15 protein-coding genes are annotated in these 19,887 nt (G+C 71.1%); 7 read left to right on the top strand and 8 right to left on the bottom strand.

The features are described from left to right. Positions 1–17: 17 nt before the first annotated feature. From F9B98_RS08310 to F9B98_RS08300, 3 genes are all read right to left on the bottom strand, one after another. Positions 18–956 (bottom strand): DNA-methyltransferase, encoded by a 939-nt coding sequence (locus F9B98_RS08310; RefSeq protein ID WP_225310265.1) that lies wholly within the window; start codon positions 954–956, stop codon positions 18–20. An 11-nt stretch (positions 957–967) separates the two neighbouring features. Further along, entirely contained in the window at positions 968–2,017 is a 1,050-nt protein-coding gene (locus tag F9B98_RS08305; protein ID WP_150955492.1) for a biotin/lipoate A/B protein ligase family protein, read from the bottom strand. A 151-nt stretch (positions 2,018–2,168) separates the two neighbouring features. Continuing rightward, positions 2,169–3,155 (bottom strand): DMT family transporter, encoded by a 987-nt coding sequence (locus tag F9B98_RS08300; protein ID WP_150955489.1) that lies wholly within the window; start codon positions 3,153–3,155, stop codon positions 2,169–2,171. Positions 3,156–3,226: 71 nt separating this feature from the next. On the opposite strand from F9B98_RS08300, the gene F9B98_RS08295 reads away from it, so the two are divergent. Beyond that, entirely contained in the window at positions 3,227–4,162 is a 936-nt protein-coding gene (locus F9B98_RS08295; protein ID WP_150955486.1) for a LysR family transcriptional regulator, read from the top strand. Here the strand turns inward: F9B98_RS08295 and F9B98_RS08290 are convergent. Together F9B98_RS08290 and tatA are read right to left on the bottom strand one after the other, a co-directional pair. Then, entirely contained in the window at positions 4,063–4,635 is a 573-nt protein-coding gene (locus tag F9B98_RS08290; RefSeq protein ID WP_150955483.1) for a twin-arginine translocase TatA/TatE family subunit, read from the bottom strand. The genes F9B98_RS08295 and F9B98_RS08290 overlap by 100 nt on opposite strands. 55 nt (positions 4,636–4,690) lie before the next feature. Then, complete coding sequence (tatA, locus tag F9B98_RS08285; protein ID WP_150955480.1) at positions 4,691–4,930, bottom strand: Sec-independent protein translocase subunit TatA; 240 nt, start codon at positions 4,928–4,930, stop codon at positions 4,691–4,693. 417 nt (positions 4,931–5,347) lie between these two features. Between tatA and F9B98_RS08280 the strand changes: the two genes are divergently transcribed. The 4 genes from F9B98_RS08280 (at position 5,348) to F9B98_RS08265 (ending at position 12,563) form a co-directional block, all read left to right on the top strand. After that, positions 5,348–8,881, top strand: a complete 3,534-nt coding sequence (locus F9B98_RS08280; RefSeq protein WP_150955477.1) for a PQQ-dependent sugar dehydrogenase — start codon at positions 5,348–5,350, stop codon at positions 8,879–8,881. 135 nt (positions 8,882–9,016) lie between these two features. After that, positions 9,017–9,997, top strand: a complete 981-nt coding sequence (locus F9B98_RS08275; RefSeq protein ID WP_150955475.1) for a sugar phosphate isomerase/epimerase family protein — start codon at positions 9,017–9,019, stop codon at positions 9,995–9,997. Positions 9,998–10,014: 17 nt separating this feature from the next. After that, the gene (locus F9B98_RS08270) at positions 10,015–11,286 is read left to right on the top strand and encodes a hypothetical protein (RefSeq protein ID WP_150955472.1); all 1,272 of its coding nucleotides are present in this window, start codon (positions 10,015–10,017) and stop codon (positions 11,284–11,286) included. 74 nt (positions 11,287–11,360) lie between these two features. After that, the gene (locus tag F9B98_RS08265) at positions 11,361–12,563 is read left to right on the top strand and encodes a hypothetical protein (protein ID WP_150955470.1); all 1,203 of its coding nucleotides are present in this window, start codon (positions 11,361–11,363) and stop codon (positions 12,561–12,563) included. Positions 12,564–13,444: 881 nt separating this feature from the next. Here F9B98_RS08265 and F9B98_RS08260 read toward each other — a convergent pair. From F9B98_RS08260 to F9B98_RS08250, 3 genes are all read right to left on the bottom strand, one after another. Beyond that, positions 13,445–14,626, bottom strand: a complete 1,182-nt coding sequence (locus F9B98_RS08260; protein WP_150955467.1) for an ROK family transcriptional regulator — start codon at positions 14,624–14,626, stop codon at positions 13,445–13,447. Positions 14,627–14,726: 100 nt separating this feature from the next. Next, positions 14,727–15,779, bottom strand: a complete 1,053-nt coding sequence (locus F9B98_RS08255; RefSeq protein ID WP_150955464.1) for an ABC transporter permease — start codon at positions 15,777–15,779, stop codon at positions 14,727–14,729. After that, the gene (locus F9B98_RS08250; protein ID WP_150955461.1) at positions 15,776–17,251 is read right to left on the bottom strand and encodes a sugar ABC transporter ATP-binding protein; all 1,476 of its coding nucleotides are present in this window, start codon (positions 17,249–17,251) and stop codon (positions 15,776–15,778) included. The genes F9B98_RS08255 and F9B98_RS08250 overlap by 4 nt, the downstream gene beginning before the upstream one ends. A 287-nt stretch (positions 17,252–17,538) precedes the next feature. On the opposite strand from F9B98_RS08250, the gene F9B98_RS08245 reads away from it, so the two are divergent. After that, positions 17,539–18,588, top strand: coding sequence for a substrate-binding domain-containing protein (locus F9B98_RS08245; RefSeq protein ID WP_150955457.1), 1,050 nt, complete (start codon positions 17,539–17,541; stop codon positions 18,586–18,588). A 93-nt stretch (positions 18,589–18,681) separates the two neighbouring features. Then, entirely contained in the window at positions 18,682–19,872 is a 1,191-nt protein-coding gene (locus F9B98_RS08240; protein WP_150956025.1) for a Gfo/Idh/MocA family protein, read from the top strand. Positions 19,873–19,887 lie beyond the last annotated feature (15 nt).

The raw sequence follows: 19,887 nt of genomic DNA, 5'->3' as shown, positions 1-19,887 counted from the left end.
GCGAGCCGCCACGAGCGTCAGCCGACGAAGGGCTCCAAGCGGGTGGTCATGACGGCCACCGCGTCGGCGTTGTCGTCGATCAGCACCGAATGCCGCCCGAGCGGGGCGGCCACCGCCCCGAGCGTGCCGCTTCCGGCGAACATGTCGAGCACGCGGTCACCCGGCCGGCTCGAGGCCTGCACCATGCGGCGCAGCACCCCCTCGGGCTTCTGCGTCGGGTAGCCGGTCTTCTCACGCCCGGTGGTCGGCACGATCGTGTGCCACCACACGTCGGTGGGCATCTTGCCGCGCGCGGCCTTCTCGGCCGTCACCAGCCCCGGGGCCATGTAGGGCTCGCGGTCGACGGCGTCGGAGTCGAAGAAGTACGACGACGGGTTCTTGACGTACACGAGAATCGTCTCGTGCTTGGTCGGCCAACGTCGCTTCGTCTTGGCGCCGTAGTCGTAGGCCCAGATCAGCTCGTTCAAGAAGTGGTCGCGGCCGAAGAGCGCGTCGCACATGACCTTGGCGTAGTGCACCTCGCGGTAATCGAGGTGCAGATAGAGCGTGCCGTCGTCGGCGAGCAGCCGCCACGCCTCGACCAGCCGCGGTTCGAGAAAGCCCCAGTAGTCGTCGAAACGGTCGTCGTAGGTGCGCAGGTCGCCGCGCAGGCGCGCGTACTCGCGACCGTGGAACCCGCGCTGCACCACGGGCGGCGGAGGCGGCTCCTCCTCGGGGAAGTCGAGCATGTTCGGATCGTCGAGGGATGCCGCGACCTCGGGCTCCTCGGCATCCGGTGCCTCTTCCACCGGCGCTCTGCGCGTCGCGGACTCCACGGCCTTCGAGCGGGTGCGCCCGGTGTTGAAGGGCGGGTCGAGGTAGACGAGCGCGAACGACCCGTCGGGGTAGGACGGGGTCACGCGGAGATTGTCGGCGTGGTGGATCTCGACGCGGCCGGGTTCGGGGGCGGAGGTCACGACCTCGACGCTCACGGGACGCGCTGCAGCCACGCGTCGGTGGCGAACTTCGAGTCGACGAGGGCCTGGGCCTCGGCGTACTCGTCGTCGGTGATGTGGCCGGGCGTCGCGCCGTACAGCGTCGTGAACGTCTGGATGAAGCGCTCGATCACCTCGGCGCGGGGCAGACCCGTCTGGCTGCGGAGGGGGTCGACGCGCTTCGCCGCCGACACGGTGCCCTTGTCGCTGAGCTTCTCCCGCCCGATGCGCAAGACCTCGGTGAGCACCTGGCCGTCCATGTCGTAGCTGAGGGTGGCATGGTGCAGCACGCCACCGTTGGCGAGACGCTTCTGCGCGGCCCCGCCGATCTTGCCGTGGGGGCCGGCGATGTCGTTGAGCGGCTGGTACACCGCGTCGATGCCGAGCGAACGCAGGGCCTGGAGCACCCAGTCGTCGAGGAAGGCGTACGAGTCGGCGAAGGTCATTCCCGCGACGAGGGATGCCGGGACGTAGAGCGAGTAGGTCACGATCGAGTTGGCGGCCATGAGCATGGCGCCCCCGCCCGAGATGCGGCGGACGACGTCGAAGCCGTGCTTCTCGGCACCCGCCGGGTCGACCTCGTTGCGCAGCGACTGGAACGAGCCGATCACGACCGCGCTCTCGTCCCACTCCCACAGTCGCAGCGTGGGCTTTCGCAGCCCCGCGCCCACGCGCGTGGTGAGCACCTCGTCGAGAGCGAGGTTCATGCGGGGAGAGACGGGGCCGTCGTGCACGACCTCCCACTCGAAGTCCGCCCAGCCCGGAGCGGTGACCAGCGCCCGGCGGATCGCGGTCGCCACCGACTCGGGCGTGAAGCCGAGCAGTTGCGCCCCCTCGGGCAGAGCCGCGCGGATGGCCGCGGCGATGGTCGGGACGTCGGACTCCACCGGCAGGCCGTTCACGGCCGCGTCGATGTCGTCGAGGGCGTCGTCGGGCTCGAGGAAGAAGTCGCCCGCGAGGTGGAACCCGTGGATGCGCCCCTCGCGCTCTTCGAGGTCGACGACGACCAGCTTCCCGCCGGGGACCTTGTACTCGCCGTGCATGCCTCCAGCCTACGGCCGCGCGGCGGCGCGCGCGGCGGCGGGGGCGTCGGGTCGGGGCGCGTCGCCGTCCGGGCGGGGGCGGGCGCCGCGGCACGTGGGAGCGCGAGAGTGCATCGTGCTGACGAAGAGGAGTCAGGGTGACGCGGGGATGTCAGCGAGATGCAGTCTCGGGGGTCGAGGCCGGCCGCGCGGCGGCGGGAGACGGGGCCGCGCGAGACGGGGCCGCGGGGGTGGGGACGGGAGCCCCGACCGCGCGGCGGTGCCGACGCTCGATCGCCTGACCCGCGTACGAGGCGGCGATGATGAGCGCGGCGCCGACCAGCCCGGGGGCGCCGACGGCCTCGCCGCCGATCGCGACCCCCACGGCGAGCGCCCACACGGGCTCGGTCCCCATGAGGATGCTCGCGCGGGTCGCCGACGTGCGCCGCACCGCCCACAGCTGCACCACGAAAGCGAATACCGAGCACAGCAGCCCGAGGAAGAACACGTCCACCCACCCGGATGCCGAGAGCCCCACCACCGCGCGGGGCAGGTCGGCGCCGGCCACGGCCGACGAGGCCAGGGCGCACACGAGCAGCTGAATGAAGACGACGGCGAGGGTGCTGTCCCGCCGGCCGCGGGTGAGGTGTCCGCTGGCGGTGACGTGGAAGGCGCGGACGACCGCGGCGGCGATGACGAGCGCATCTCCCGGGTTCGGTGCGCGAAGGCCCCCGCCCGAGACGAGCAGGGCGACCCCGACCACCGCCGCCACGGCCGCGACGAAGTACGACCGCGGCAGCCACGAGCGCGCCGCGACGCTCTCGAGCACGGGGGTGAAGACGAGGGCGAGACTGATCAGCAGACCCGCGTTCGTCGCCGAGGTCAGGTGCACGCCCGCGGTCTCGAGCCCGATCACCGCCGCCTGCGAGCAGCCGAGCAGAGCGGCCATCGCGAGACCCCGGCCGCGCGGCATCCGTTCCCGCCGGAGAAGACACAGGATGCCGAGGGCGATCGCGGCGACGAGGAAGCGGAGGGCCACGCCGGAGGCGACCCCCGTCTCGGCGACGAGTTCCTTCGCGGCGAGGAAGCTCGCTCCCCACACCGCGGCGACGGCGATGAGGAGGACGTCGACGACGAGTTCGGGCGCGCGGCGGGTCATGCGTCCACCTTCGCGGGACGGACAGAGAAGAACAACGGCATTCTTCTTCACCGTCCCGTAAGTTCGGACTTATGGATGCCGCTCACCTCCGTCTTCTGCGCGAGCTGCGCGACCGCGGAAGCGTCGCCGCCGTGGCCGAAGCGATGCACGTCTCGGCGTCGGCCGTCTCGCAGCAGTTGGCGGCTCTGCAGGCGCATGCCCCCGTCGCCCTCACCACGCGTCGCGGACGCACCCTCGCGCTCACGCCCGCCGGGGAGGCCCTGGCCGCGGCCGGCACCCGGGTGGACGAGGCGATCGTGGCGGCGCGGGAGGCCGTGGGCGCGTTCCTCGACGCGAGCGACCGCCCGGTGCGCGTCTCCGCCTTCCACAGCGCCGGCCTCGCTCTTTTCGGCCCGCTATTGCGCCTGCTCGACGGCGCCCCGCCCCTGCACCTGTCCGACGCCGACGTCGCGCACCGGGACTTCCCCGGTCTCACCGCCGACCACGACATCGTCGTGGCGCACCGACTCGCGCACGACGAGCCCTGGCCCGAGGACCGGGTCGTGGCGGTGTCACTGCTCGAAGAGCCGCTCGACATCGCCCTTCCCGCCGACCACCCGCTCGCCCGAAGCGGGGAGCTGCGCGCATCCGACCTCGCCGACGAGAGGTGGGTGTCGGTGCACGCCGGCTTCCCGCTCGCGGGAGTGCTCGACCACCTCGCCGCGCACGTGGGCCGCCCCCTCGACGTCGCCCACCGCATCAACGAGTTCTCGGTGACGGCCGAGGTGGTGCGCTCGGGAGCGGCGGTCGCCGTCATGCCGCGGATCACGACGACGCCCCTCGCCGTCGACGGCCTCGTCTTACGCCCCCTCGCCGACCTGTCGCTGGTGCGTCACGTGGACGCCCTCGTCCGACCCGACGCCCTGGCCTATGCGGCCGTGCGGCGGGTGGTGTCGGCGCTGCGGACGGTGTCGGGGCGCGCCTCGCGAGAGGCGTCGGAAGCGGACTCGGGCGCACCCTCGACCTGATCGGCCGGCGAGGCGGGAGCCGGAGAGGACGCAACCCGCGCCGGGGTGGAGGCGACACGCTCCGGGGCGGACGCGTCGGGCGCCGGGGCGGACGCGACCGGCTCCGTCGGCGCCGGCGGGACGACCGGCGCCGGGGCGGACGCGACCGGCTCCGTCGGCGCGGGCGGGACCACCGGTGAAGGGCCGGCAACCGGCGCCGGCTCGCCCATCGGGGAGGGGTCGGCGAGCAGGGCTTCGCGCACGATGCGGCGCGGGTCGTAGCGGCGGGGGTCGAGTCGTTGCCAGTCGACGTCGGTGATCTCGGGGCCGAGCTCCTCACGCACGCGCTCCTGCGCAGACCTCGCGAGACCGCGGACGTGCACGATCGCCCGCCGGAGCGATTCGGCCGCTGCGGGCAGGCGCTCCGGACCGATGAGCACCGCGGCGATCACACCGATCAGGATGAGCTTCTCGATCGTCAGACCGAAGAACACGGCGCGCTCCCGTACGTCGTCACGCTGCCGGCGTCGCTCATCGACCCGGGGCCGGTCAGTGGGTGGGCGGCGGGTCGGCGACGGTGGCCGCACCCCGGGGCTGCGGGGGCACCGGAGTGGACGCCTCGGCGACCGGCGCCGCGTCGTCGTCCTTCATCGCCTTCAGCTCGCCCTTGAACAGGCGGGCCGACTTCCCGACGCTTTGTGCGAGTGCGGGGAGTTTGGCCGCTCCGAACAGGAGCACGACCACCGCGAGGACGATCAGCAGGTGCCATCCGGTCAGTCCATGGAGCATGAGGCCTCCTCGGCCGTGTCGGCCTCTTCGCCGACGGGTGGGGGGATCGGCGCAGGACGCACCGTGCGGCGATGCTAGCCCGCGACGGGTGAAATTCACAAGGTTCGCGTTAGACGCACTTTTGTTGTGTGCGGATTACGCAACTTTTGATTGACCTATGGAAAAACATCCGTCAGGATGACGACGAGCACGGTCCCCCACAACTGGACCCTCATCCCCCCGAGGCTCGCCGTACTTGCCGCCTGAGAAGCGGTGATCGGCGACCCCTTCCGACTCGACGAAGAGTAAAGGAGCAGACACGCGTGTGGCCGACCGCCACCGCAGGAAGAGCCCGGGCCGCCACGATCAGTCGTTGAGACCGACTGTGTGGCGACCCGGTGAAAACAACTCGAACGCATTCACAGGAGCTGTTTCACGATGAACTCTACTTCTCGGCATCCGGTCGTCCGGACCCGGTTGACGGCGGCCCTCGCGGCCACCGTGCTGGGTCTGGGCGCCCTCGCCGCCACCCCCGTCCCCGCCTTCGCGCACGACGGACACGACCACGGCACGGCAGACCCCGGGGGCGATCACGGCGATCCCACCGACCCGGGCACGCCCGACCCCGGTGACACCGGCGAGGACGGCGGTGCCCTCGACTGGAGCAACTACGAGCGCGTGCTGCTGACGAAGGACGTCGGCGAGCCCATCGACCTCGCGGTCCTCCCCGACAAGCGCGTCCTGCACACCGCGCGCAACGGCGACGTCCGCCTGACCGATCCGGCCACCGGCGTGACCCGCATCATCAACACCCTCGACGTGTACGCCAACTCGGAGGACGGGCTGCAGACCGTCGCGATCGATCCCGACTTCGAGAACAACAACTGGGTCTATCTCGTCTACTCCCCGCGCGACGCCGACGGCGACGGCGTGGCCGACACCCCCACCGGCAACGCGCCGAACAGCCTGCCCGCGGGAGCCGACGAGTCCTATTGGGACCAGTGGGTCGGCGTGAACCGTCTCGCCCGCTTCCAGTGGAACGGCGACGCCCTCGACCTCGCGAGCGAGCAGGTGATCCTCGACGTCGAGGTCCAGCGCGGTCAGTGCTGCCACGTCGGCGCCGACATCGGCTTCGACGGCGACGGCAACCTGTACCTGAGCACGGGTGACAACACCCCGGCATCCACTCCGGGCGCGAACGGGTTCACCCCCACCAACGACGCCCCCGGCATGAACCCCGGGTTCGACTCGCGTCGCGGCGCCGGCAACACGAACGACCTGCGCGGCAAGATCCTGCGTATCCACGTCGAAGACGACGGGTCGTACACGATCCCCGAGGGCAACCTGTTCGCCCCCGGGACCGAGCTGACCCGCCCCGAGATCTTCGTGATGGGCGTGCGCAACCCGTTCCGCATCGAGGTCGATATCGAGACCAACTCGCTGTCGTGGGGCGACTACGGCCCCGACGCGACGAAGGCCGTCGCCGAGACCGCGGGTCGCGGCCCCATGGGCCTGGTGGAGTGGAACGCCATCAGCCTCGACGAGCCGCAGAACGCCGGATGGCCCTACGTCCACGCCGACAACCAGGCGTACAACGACTGGGACTTCGCCACGGCGACGCCGGGCGCGTTCTTCGACCCGCAGAACCTCAAGAACGAGTCGCGCTGGAACACCGGTCTCGTCGACCTGCCCCCGGCGCAGCCCGCCACCCTCTGGTACGGCGACAACCCCGGCGACCAGCCGTGGGACGAGCTGGTCAACTTCGGCGCCGGCACCGGCCAGGGTCCCATGGGCGGACCCGTCTACCACTACGACGAGACCAACCCCTCCCCCACGAAGCTCCCCCAGCACTGGGACCGCAAGGCCTTCATGGGCGAGTTCTCGCAGGACTACATCGCCGCGTTCACCCTCGACTGGGACACGTTCGAGGTCAGCGACATCGAGGACTTCCTGCCCAATGCGGCGCTGAGCACCCTCGGTCAGCCCCCGCACGACAACCCCATGGACATGGAGATCGGGCCCGACGGCTCGATGTACGTCCTCGACTACGGTGACGGCTTCTTCCGCGCGAACCCCGACGCGGGCCTGTACCGCATCGATTACGTCGCCGGGAACAAGTCGCCCCAGGCGCGCTTCACCGCGACGCCCACCTCGTCGTCGCAGGCGCCCCTGACCGTGGAGTTCGACGCGTCGACCTCGACCGACCCCGACGGGGACGCACTCACCTACGAGTGGGACTTCGACGGCGACGGCACCTACGACGCGACCGGCGTGACGGCGTCGTACACGTACACCGAGATCGCGAACTACACCGCGCGTCTTCGCGTCTCCGACCCGGGTGGCCGCTTCGGCCTCACCTCCCGCACCATCTCGGTGGGCAACCAGGCCCCCGAGGTGACGGTGGCCTTCCCCGGTAACGGCGCGTTCTTCGACTGGGGTCAGGCGATCCCCTTCCAGGTCACGACGACGGATGCCGAGGACGGCGACGCCACGGAATGCTCGCGCGTCAGCTGGACCTACGGTCTCGGCCACGACGAGCACGCCCACCCCGAGGTCTCGGGCACGGGCTGCACCGGCGTCTTCCGCACCGACCCGAACTCGCCCGAGCACGGCCCCGGCGCCCTGCTCTACGGCGCGGTCGTGGTCACCTACACCGACGCGGGTGCCAACGGACTGCCGCCGGCCACGGGTGAGGCCACCGTTCGCCTGAACCCGAAGCTGCAGCAGGCCGAGCACGCGATCCGTCGCGAGGGCGTCGTGGTCTACGCCGACGAGACCGCCTCGGGCGGCAATGCCATCCGCGGTCTCGGTTCGGGGGACTACCTCGCCTTCGACCCGGTGAACTTCGCCGGCATCGATGGAGCCGTGGTCCGCGCCAGCGGCGCGGGCGAGGTCCAGCTGCGCTGGGGAGCGGCCGACGCCGAGCCCTTCGCGACCGCCACCATCCCCGGCGGCAACGGCTGGAAGGACGTCGAGATCGCCTTCGACGCCCCCGAGGGTACCGGAGCGCTCTACGTCACCTCCGCCGACGACCTCGCGGTCGACGCGCTGACCATGGTCGGCGACGGCGTCGGAGACGTCACGCCCCCCACCGTGGCGCACACGCTGGCCCCCGCCACCCCCACGGGTGTCGGCGGCGTGTTCAATGAGCCGGTCCGCTTCTCGGTGCAGGCCGCCGACAACGGCACACTCGCGAGCGTCCAGTACTCGCGTGACAACGGCGCGACCTGGACGAACCTCGCGGCCAACCAGCAGTACGGCGTGACCTTCGACCAGAACGGCACGTACGACCTCCGCTACCGCGCCACCGACACCGGCGGCAACGTGTCGGAGCTGGGCTCGGTGTCGTTCACGATCGACCTCGACGCTCCGAACGAGCCGACCGTCGACACCCGCACGCTCGTCACGCTCGGCTCCCCGCGCGTCACCTACGGCGCCCCCGGCGACGTGACGGTGTCGGTGCGCGGCGACGGCGGCGCCCCCACGGGTGAGGTCGTGCTCACGGTCGGCGAGACCGAGCTCGGTCGGGCGACGCTCGACGGCGACGGCAACGCCGTCGTCGCCCTCCCGGCGGACCTCCCGGTCGGCACGCACACCCTGCGGGCCACCTACGGGGCCGACGAGACGTTCAAGGGTTCGGCCGGCATCGGTCGCCTCACGGTCTCGCAGGCGAAGTCGACGACCTCGGTCGCCGTCTCGCCGACGCCGGTCAAGCCCGCCGTGGCGGCCACCGCCACGGTACAGGTGGCCTCGTCGACGGGCATCGTCCCGACCGGCGACGCCACGGTGACGATCCGTCGCAACAACGCGGTCGTCGCCACCCTCACCGGCACGCTCGGCGCGGACGGCACGGTCCAGGTGACCCTGCCCAAGCTCAGCGCGGAGGGCGCCTACCAGGTGCAGGCGTCGTACACCGGTTCGACGGGGATCGCGAAGAGCAGCGGCAGCGCGAGCCTGACCGTCAAGAAGTAACACCCCGGTGGGGGTCGCATCCCGCGGCCCCCACCACCCTCACCGGTCGTCCCCGGCCCCGGGGCGGACCCACCTCGAAGGAGAGTCATGAGTCACCACCACGACCACGCGCACCCCACGGTGCCGGATCGGCCCATGAGCCGGCGCACCCTGCTCAAGGCCCTGGCGGCGTCGTCCGTCGCCGTCGGCATCGGCGCCGCCGCCATGCCCGCCGCGGCCTCGGCATCCACCGCCTTCGGCGCGCGCGCCGCGGCGGCCGCCCCGCCCGTCAGTGCCGGCAAGCGTCTCGTTCCCGTCAACCGCATCGGCATCCAGCTCTACACCGTCCGCGACAAGGTCAGCTCGCTGGGCTTCCGCGCGGTGTTCGAGGAACTGGCCCGCATCGGCTACTCGGAGATCGAGTTCGCGGGCTACACCCAAGGCAACGTCGGCGCGATCACTCCGCAGCAGATCCGCCAGCTGCTCGACGACAACGGCCTGCGCGCGACCGGCGCCCACGTCAACCTCACCCCGGCCAACATCGACCAGCAGCTCGAGATCGCACATGTGCTGGGCATGCCGCACCTCGGCCAGGGCGGCCCGATCGCGGGCGGCTACGGCGGCCCCCTCGCGAAGGACGCCTGGATGCAGGCCATCGGCACGTGGAATCAGATGGGCGAGAAGGGACGCGCCGCGGGCATCAAGCTCTACCTGCACAACCACGCCCAGGAGTGGGGCTTCACCACCGACACGAACGAGCGCATCTACGACCTGTACTGGGCGAACCTGAACCCCGAGACGGTGTTCTTCGAGATGGACGTCTACTGGGCGCACGTCGGAAAGCACCTGTACCCCGGGTTCGAGCCGATCGACTACATCAAGCGCGACCCCCGGCGGTTCCCGATCCTGCATCTCAAGGACGGCAAGATCAACCCGAACAGCGCCAACGGCTACGACATCGTCGAGTTCGGCGCCGGAAACATCGACTACACGGCGTTCCTGTCGCAGCTGCGCGACCGCGGCCAGCGCTTCGGCATGTTCGAGCAGGACAACGCCTCCACGGTGCCGGTCAACCCCGGGGACTCGCTCGCCAACGCCGACCGCAGCTACGACAACATCGCGGCCCTGCGCGGCTGAGCGACGAGGAAGAACTGATGAACAGAATCACGAAACTGACCACCGTCGGCCTCCTCGTCATCGGGGGCAGCGTCGTCGCCGTCCCCGCGTACGCGGCCGACCTCACCTGCACCGACGACCTGGGCAGCCAGACCGTCTCGGGCAACCTGATCGTCCCGGGAGGTGCGGACTGCGTCCTCGGCGGTGCGACCGTCGAGGGCGACATCGTCGTGGAGGCGGGCGGATGGCTGGATGCCACCTCGGTCACCGTCACGGGAGACGTCGTCGCCACCGACGCGTACGGCGTCTCGCTCGACGGCACCAGCGTCGCGGGCGACATCAGCGCGTACTCCGCCGACACCACCGTGGGCTTCCTCTACGTCAACGACCTGAAGGTCGGCGGCTCGGTGGAGGCCGGCGGCATCGACGTGGAGGTCGTCGACAGCGCGATCTCGGGCTCGCTGCTCACGCAGCAGGCGAACTACGTCGACGTCGTGCGCACCTCGGTGGGCGCCGACGTGTCGATCGACGGCTCGGGCTGGGGCGTGTCGTTGACCGGCGCGGTCGTCAAGGGCGACGTCACGGTGAGCGGTAGCTCGCGCGACGTGCTCATCGGCGCCACCGCCGACGGCGGCTCCGACGCCTTCGCCAACTCGATCGGCGGCGGGCTCTCGCTCACCGGGAACACCGCCAACCTGCGCGTGGGGAACACCACGGTGTACGGAGCCCTCGCGCTCGACGGCAACTCCCCGGCGGCCGCGTTCGGTGCGGGCGTCCGCGCCGGCTCGACCACGGGCGACTACACGGGCGAGGCGCCGACCGCTCCCCCCGCGGGCGATCAGGCGATCGCGGTGACCGTGCCCGGTCAGGGCTCCGGCGAGCTGACGTGGTCGATCGAGGGCACGTCGCGCCTCGTCGACCTGGGGGTGGCGACCGAGAACCTCGACCACTATGCGGCGTCGGGTGAGATCGTGCCGATCCGAATCCAGGACACCCGCGCCGGCAACCCCGGATGGTCGCTGACCGCTCAGGTGTCGAACTTCGCCGCCGCCGGCCAGGAGGTGTCGAGCAAGTACCTCGGCTGGACGCCCGAGGTCATCGAGACGCAGGGTGGCGCCGTGGCCGGAGCCCCCGTGGCATCCGGCTTCGACCAGGGCCGCGGCCTGTCAGTGGCCCGCACCCTCGCCCAGGCGAACGACGGACACGAGCGCGGTTCGTCGCTCGTGGGCGCCGACCTCGATCTCAAGCTCCCGCTCGAGACCCCCCGCGGCACCTACACCGCGACCGTGACGCTGACCGCCCTCAGCTGATCCCCCCACCCCGTCGGGGTCGCGCTCCGCGAGAGCCGGCCCCGACGGGACCCTCCGACCCGAAAGCCACGCCCATGTCCCAGGCGCAGACCTCCCCCCGTCCCCTCCGACTCCTCCTCGCCTTCCTCGCCGGCCTCGCGCTGCTGCTGGGAACCCCTCTTGGCGCCTCCGCGGCCGCCGCACCGACCGCCGACACCACCGTGACGTGGAGCGTGAAGCCCGCCGACACCGCGCAAGGGCGCGACCGGCCCAACTACGCCTACGACCTGCTGCCCGGCGGCACCGTCGGCGACGCCCTCTACGTCGCGAACCGCAGCCCCGAGCCGATCACCCTCCGCGTCTACGCCGCCGACGGCTTCCTCACCGAAGACGGGGCCCTCGACATCCTCGCCGGAGGCGTGGAATCCACCGACCTCGGCAGCTGGGTCTCGATCGAGTCCCCCGAGCTCACCCTCGACAGCGGCGCGAGCGCCGAGGTCCCCTTCACCATCGCCGTCCCGGCGGGCGCGGCTCCCGGTGACTACGCCGCCGGCATCGTGGCATCCATGCTCGTGACCGCCGACAACGGCACCGTCACCGAGCGTCGCCTCGGCTCGCGCGTGCACCTGCGCGTCCAAGGAGACCTCGCCCCCGCCCTCGTCGTGGGCGACGTGGTCGTCGACTACCACGGCACCGCGAACCCCGTGGAGACCGGGTCGGCGACCGTCAGCTACACCCTGACGAACACCGGCAACACGCGCCTCGACCCGAACGTCGAGGTCGCCCTGGGCGGCCCGTTCGGCTGGGCGCGCGTGACCGCGGCCGACGACGCCCCGGAACTGCTCCCGGGCAGCTCGCTGGAGCGCACCGTCGAGGTCGCCGGGATCGTTCCCCTCGTGCTGCTGTCGGCGGATGTGACGGCGACCTCGCAGGTCGTGTCGCGAACGCTCGCCGGCGCCGAGCCCTCGGCCCTCGACCCGCTCGTCTCGCAGGGCGCCGCCGCGACCGCCGCCGTGCCGTGGACGGCCCTCGCGATCATCGCTGCCCTCGCCCTGCTCGTCGCGTGGCGCATCGTCGCCGCCCGACGCCGCAAGGCCGCGCACGCGCGCGAGATCGAGGCTGCGGTGGCCGCCGCCCGAGCCGATGCCGAGGGATCCGGATCGGATGCCGAGGGGACGGATGCCGAGGGCACCGGCGAGGATCGCGAGCCGGTGCCGGCCGGGGGCGTATCCGAAGCCGAGAGCTCGACCGACTCCCCCGGCGGCGCCTCGACCCGCGCCTCGCGCCGGTCGCCCTGAGACCCGCCCGCGGTGGGGAGAGGGACACTCCCCACCGCGGGCGATCGACGACGCCCGTCGTGCTGCGGCACGGCGGGCGTTCCTCGTGCGCTGGCCCCACCTCCCGTCTCGCCCCGGCCCCGGCCTGGCTACAACGCAGGAACATCGACCCGGTCGGGGCGTCTTCGCCCGCCCCGGAGGCCCACCGCCCGCAGATATCCTGCGTCATGCCACCGGAGGGACGGGCGACGCGCCGGGCACGGCCGCGGGGGAATTCTCGACACGCCGAACTCACGGCATCCGGAACCGGTGTGTCGGCGAAACCGTCCGCCGTTGTGCACGCCGGACCGGTTGCCCACCCGCCCGCCGGCCCGAAACCCCGGCGCGCGCGCGCAACTCCTGCACACCCCACGGTCGACGGCCCGTGGGGGCGCGAAACCCGCCCCTCTGCAGGAGTTTTGCACGCGTCACCGCCCCGACGCGGCGCAGCGGCCCGCCCGAACCGGGAACCCCCGGGGAACCCGCGGCTCGGGTGCACAACTCCTGCACAACGCACGGTCCACACCCCTCGGGGCGGCACAACCCGCCCGTCTGCAGGAGTTGTGCACACGACACCGCCCGACGCGACGCAGCCGCCCGACCCCACCGGGAACCGGCGGGAGCCGCGGCTCGGGCGCACAACTCCTGCACAACGCACGGTCGACACCCCTCGGGGGCGTAGAACCCGCCCATCTGCAGGAGTTGTGCACGCGTCGCCGCCCCGGCGTGGCGCAGCGGCCCCTCCGAACCGGGCGCCCCGGCTCGGGCGCACAATTCCTGCGCATCGCGCGAGCGCGGCCCTTCGGGTCCGCAAAACCCACCGATCTGCCGGAGTGGTGCGCGCGGCAGCAACCCGGCGCGGGTCAGGCGCGCAGGAACGCGGCGTTCAGCGACTCGGGGGCGAGGGCGTGCTCGACGGCGAGCATGCTCGCACCGATCACGGCGGCCTTCTCGGCGGCGACCGACTGCACGATCGAGAGATACTCCGTCGCCAGAGGGGTCGAGCGGGTGTAGACGACCTCTCGGACGCCCGCGATGAGGTGCTCGCCGACACGGGCCATCGAGCCGCCGATGGCGATGACCGAGGGGTTCATGAGGCTCACGCAGGTGGTCAGCACCTCGCCGATGTCGCGGCCCGCCTGACGCACGGCCTGGATCGCATCGATGTTGCCGCGCTTGACGAGGTCGACCACGTCGGAGCCGGTGTGCGCCTCGATCCCCTGCGCGCGCAGGGCTCGGGCGATGGCGGGGCCGGATGCCAGGGCCTCGAGGCATCCGCGGTTGCCGCACTGGCACGGGATGTCGGCGCCGCGCGCGACCTGGACGTGGCCGATGTCTCCGGCGATGCCTTGGGCCCCGCGCTGCAGACGGCCGTCGGAGATGATGCCGGTGCCGATGCCGGTGGCGACCTTCACGAACATGAAGTGGTCGACGGCGGGCCACGCGACGCTGCGCTCGCCCAGGGCCATGATGTTGACGTCGTTGTCGACGAGGACCGGCACGGACATGTGCTGGTTGATCCAGCCGGGGATGTCGAAGCGGTCCCAGCCGGGCATGATCGGCGGATTCACCGGCTGGCCCGTGGAGTGCTCGACGGGGCCGGGGACGCCGATGCCCATCGCGGCGACGTCGGAGGAGGAGCGGGCGGACTCCGAGAGCAGGGCCTTCGCGGTCTCGACCAGCCACGTCAGCACGGGCTCGGGGCCCGTCGCGATGTCGATGTCGCCGGTGCGCTCGCTCAGCACCTTTCCGGTGAGGTCGGCGATCGCGACCGTCGCGTGCGAGGCGCCGAGGTCGACGGCGACGACGACCTTCGCGGCGGGGTTGATCGCGAACTGCGAGGGCGGCCGACCACCGGTGGACACCGCGTCGGCGACGGGGGTGATGAGGCCCATGCGCATGAGCTCGTCGACGCGCACGGCGACCGTCGATCGGGCGAGGCCGGTCGATTTGGCCAGCTCCGCTCGCGTCCGCGGAACGCCGTCGCGCAGCAGCTGGAACAACTGGCTCACACCGTTGACCGACTGCACGGAATCTGTCGTCATCGTCTTCACGCCCTCAGTACACCATCACTAGCCATGCATTCCATCCACATACCGACGGCGGCTACGCGAATCACGCAGCCGCCGTCGGCACAAGGGGTCGTCAGCCCCGTCCTGGGGGACGGGAGAAGCGCTGCTGCAGGAGCACCGCGACCACGATGATGACACCTTTCGCGACCGCCTGGACCGAAGACGAGAGATTGTTCTGGATGAAGACGTTGGTCAACGTCGCGAAGATGAGGACGCCGAACACGGTGCCGGTGATCGTGCCCCGACCACCGACGAGCAGGGTGCCGCCGACGACGACCGCCGCGATGACGTCGAGCTCGAGCAACTGACCGTTCGTGGAACTTCCCGCGGTGGTGCGGCCCAGGTACATGACGCCGGCGATTCCGGACGCGAGTCCGACGAGCACGTACAGCCACATCACGTGACGCTTGACGTTGATGCCGGCTAGGCGCGCGGCCTCGCGGTTGCCGCCGATGGCGACGGTACGACGGCCGAAGGTCGTGCGGTTCAACAGCACCCAGCCGAGGGCGGCGACGATCGCGAAGATCCAGATGAGCATGTTCACGCCGAGGATGTCGGCGTTCATGAAGGTGATGAAGCCGCGGTCGCTGACGACGAGCGTCCGGCGCTCGGCCAGGATCTCCGCGAGGCCGCGCGCACCCACCAGCATGGCGAGCGTGGCCATGAACGCCACGACGTTGCCGTACGCGATCACGATGCCGTTGATCAGTCCAGCCAGGGCGCCGACTCCGAGGGCGAACAGGATCAGGACGACCCAGTGCATCGAGTCGGCGAGGTCTTGGACGACCGCGAGGGAGCCGACCACCGAGGTGAGGCCGGCCACCGACCCCACCGACAGGTCGATGCCGCCGGCGATGATGACGAGGGTCATCGCGATCGCCACCACCCCGGTGATGGAGGCCTGGCGCAGGATGACGAAGATGTTGTCGACGGTGAGGAAGGTCCCCGGCGCGCTGATCGCGCCGACGATCATCAGCACGATCAGCGCGATGACCAGACCGATGTTGCGTCCGGCGGAACCGGAGAAGAAGGTCTTCAGCGGCGACGCCGATGACGGGGTGGCCGGCGCCAGGCCGGCCTGGGCGGGAACCGTGCGCGCACGGGTCGGGGTGGTCGGCTCGCTCACGCGGCGGATCCTTTCATGACGAGATCGAGCACGCCGTGCTCGTCGATCTGGTGGGAGGGGAGGGTGCTCAGGATGCGCCCGTCGGCGACGACGAGGACGACGTCCGCGAGGCCGAGCACCTCCTCGATCTCGCTGGAGACGACGACGACGGCGTTGCCGGCGGCGGCGAGATCGCGGATGAGGGAGTAGATCTCGGCGCGGGCCCCGACATCGACGCCGCGGGTGGGTTCGTCCAGCAACAGCACGTTCGTGCCGTGGACCAGCCAGCGGGCGAGCAGGATCTTCTGCTGGTTACCGCCCGAGAGCGTACGGGCGGGGCGATCGGGGTCGGCGGGACGCAGCTCGAAGGCGTCGATCTGCTCGCGCGCCACTTTGCGCGCAGCACGGTCGTCGAGGAAGCCGCCCTTGGCGAATCGCTTCATCGAGGCGAGCGCGATATTGACGAAGATCGGCTCGTCCAGCACGAGGCCCTGGCTCTTGCGCTCCTCCGGCGACAGCCCCATACCGGCGTGCACGGCGGCGCGGACCGACCCGCGGGGAAGCTCCCGGTCACGGACGCGGACCCGGCCGGCCGAGGCCTTGCGCGCGCCGTAGACCGTCTCGAGGATTTCCGAACGGCCCGAGCCGACGAGACCCGCGAGTCCGACGACCTCCCCCGCCCGCACCGAGAACGAGACGTCGGAGAAGACCCCGTTGAGGGCCAGTCCTTCGACGTCGAGGACCACGGGAGCCTCGGGGTCGATCGGAGCGCGCTCGGGGAAGACGTTGGTGACCTCGCGGCCGGTCATCAACCGGATCAGCTCGGGGGTAGGGGTGTCGGATGCCGCGAGGCCGCTGGCCGTCGTCGCGCCGTCCTTGATGACGGTGATGCGGTCACCGATCTCGCGGATCTCCTCGAGGCGGTGCGTGATGTAGACCACGGCGATCCCGGCCGCGGTCAGTTCGCGCACGACCGCGAAGAGGTTTCTCACCTCTTGGGAGTCCAGGACGGCGGAGGGCTCGTCCATGATGATGAGCTTGATGTCGTGAGACAGGGCTCGCGCCATGCTCACGATCTGCTTGTTGGCGGCGCTCAGCGTGCCGACCTCGGTGTGCGGCGACAGCCCCCCGTGCCCCAGGCGCTTCAGCAGCTCGCGCGTCTGTCGCGCCGCCTCGGAGCGGTGGGTGAAGCCCCCGCGCGAGATCTCGTGGCCGAGGAAGATGTTCTCGGCGATCGTCAGGCCGTCGACGACGTCGAGCTCCTGGTACATCGTGGCGATGCCCAGCTCGATAGCGGCGTCGGGATCGGCGATCTCGACGCTCTCGCCGAGCCAGCGGATCTCGCCCTCGTCGGGGCGGTGGACCCCGGCCAGCGTCTTGATCAGGGTCGACTTGCCCGCGCCGTTCTGCCCCAGGACGCAGTGCACCTCGCCGGCGACGATGTCGAGGTCGACGCCGCGGAGGGCCCGCACGCCGGAGAAGGACTTGGTCACGCCTCGAACGGTGAGTAATGACGGCTGATGGTCAACTTTGATCACGCGGCGAACATAACACGCCACCTCGTCGGCGCGCGACCCTGATCAGAGCAAACTCACTGCGCGCACTCCCTCCTGCGGGGGCACGGGAAATTCCGCGCTTCCCGACTTATGCGCTGCAAAAAACAAAAGATGCGCAATCGTCCAACACTTCTGCTAGCGTGAGCCGCGTCAGAGTGGACTCTTCCTTCGGGAATGCCCGGGGCCGCCTGACCCCTGCTGCATCACATTCAAGGAGGAAGCACATGCGCTCGAACTGGAAGTCGCGTTCGCGACTCGCCCTGACCGGTATGGCCGTTCTCGCCTCGGTCAGCCTGCTCGCCGGCTGCACCGGCGGGAACAACGACAGCAGCGATGCCGTCAACCAGGGCACCACCACCGAAGAGAACGCCGCCGCGGGCGACACCGTCGTCATCGGCTTCTCGGGCCCCGCCGCTGACCACGGCTGGCTCGGCGCGATCAACTCCGGCGCTCTCGCCGCGGGCGAGAAGTACTCCGATGTCGACCTGCGCGTCGCCGAAGGCACGAACGACGTCAACGCGCAGATCGCCGCCGTCGAGACCTTCATCAACCAGGGCGTGGATGCCATCGTGCTGCTGCCCAGCGACGGCGCCGCCCTGACCGAGGTCGCGATCAAGGCCATGAACGCCGGCATCCCGGTCATCAACGTCGACCGCGAGTTCTCGAGCCCCTTCGCCGCCCGCTCGACGGTTCTCGGCGACAACTACGGCATGGGTGTCAGCGCCGGCACCTACATCTGCGAGCAGCTCGAGGGCAACAGCAACGCCATCGTCGGTGAGATCGCCGGCATCGACTCGTTGCCGCTGACGCAGGACCGCTCGGCGGGCTTCGCCGACGCCCTCTCGGACTGCGGCCTCGAGGTCGGCCCCCGCGTCGCCGCGGACTTCACCGTCCAGGGCGGCGAGTCCGCGACCTCGCAGCTGCTGTCGGCCAACCCGAAGATCGACGCCATCTGGAACCACGACGACGACCAGGGCATCGGCGTCCTCGCCGCCGTCACGGCGTCCGGCCGCGACGACTTCTTCATGGTCGGCGGCGCCGGCAGCCGCAACGCCATGGAGGCCATCCAGGCCGACGACAGCGTCCTGAAGGCGACGGTCATCTACCCGTCCACGCAGGCCGCCGACGGCATCGCGCTGGCCCGACTGATCGCTCAGGGCAAGACCGCGGGAGACCTCATCACGCCGAGCGTCCCCAACCGCATCGTGTTGGACGCTCCCGTGGTGACGAAGGACAACGTCGCGTCCTTCATCGACCTCTCGTTCCAGTCCTGATCGGAACGGGGCGTCCGCGATGACCGCGGGCGCCCCGTCCCCCGTCCCCCCGACAGAAAGACCTCCATCGTGACCCAGCCCCTTCGCATCGCCATGATCGGTGCGGGATTCATGGGCGCCGCGCATTCCCAGGGATGGCGCGTCGCCCCTCGATTCTTCGATCTCCCCCTCGCCCCCGAGATGAGCGTGCTCGTCGGGCGCGACGCCGCCCGCACCCAGGCGGCCGCCGACACCTGGGGCTGGCACGAGAGCGCGACGGACTGGCGCGAGGTCATCCACCGTTCCGACATCGACGTCGTCGACATCGTGACCCCGGGCGACTCGCACGCCGAGATCGCCCTCGCAGCCCTCGCCGCCGGCAAGCACGTGCTGTGCGAGAAGCCCCTGGCCAACACCGTCGACGAGGCTCGCCGCATGGCCGCAGCCGCCGCGACCGCCGGGGCCGACGGCATCAGTTCGATGGTCGGCTTCACCTACCGCCGCCTTCCGGCCACGACCTTCGCCCGCGACCTCATCGCCGAGGTCCGCCTCGGCGAGATCCGCCAGGTGCGGGCCGAATACCTGCAGGACTGGCTGAGCGACGCCGAAGCCCCGCTCACCTGGCGCCTGCAGAAGGACCGCGCGGGCTCCGGCGCTCTCGGCGACATCGGCGCGCACGCCGTCGACCTGACGGAGTTCATGACCGGCCAGCGCGTGACCCGGGTCGCCGGCACCCTCGAGACGATCGTCGCCGAGCGCCCCGTCCTCGCCTCCGCCTCCGGCCTCTCCGGCTCGGCGGGTACCGAGCGCGGCGCCGTCACCGTCGACGACCTCGCCCTCTTCACGGGCCGCCTCGACGGCGGCGGTCTCGCCTCGTTCGAGGCCTCGCGCTTCCGCCTGGGCCGTAAGAACGCCCTGCGCATCGAGATCTCCGGCTCCCTCGGCTCGCTGTCGTTCGACCTCGAGAGCCCCAACGAACTGCAGTACTACGACGCCACTGCCCCCGCGACCGAGCTGGGCTTCCGCCGGATCCTCGTGACCGAGGCCGAGCACCCCTACGTCGCGGCGTGGTGGCCCACCGGCCACATGCTCGGCTACGAACACGGCTTCTCGCACCAGGCGAAGGACTTCGTCGAGGCGGTCGCGGCCGGGGCCGATCCGCGCCCCTCGTTCGCCGACGGTCTGCACGTGCAGGAAGTGCTCGACGCCGTCGCGCGCAGCTCCGAGGCGGAGGGCGCCTGGACCGGCGTCGACACCGACCTCGCCGCCGCCGCTCCCGGGGCCCGCGCGTTCGCGGCATCCTGAATCCGATCCCGCATC

Source organism: Microbacterium testaceum StLB037, from assembly GCF_008763945.1.
Lineage (GTDB): Bacteria > Actinomycetota > Actinomycetes > Actinomycetales > Microbacteriaceae > Microbacterium > Microbacterium testaceum_G.
Note: the sequence above shows the minus strand (reverse complement) of the source record. Positions and strands in the feature narration are given on the sequence as shown.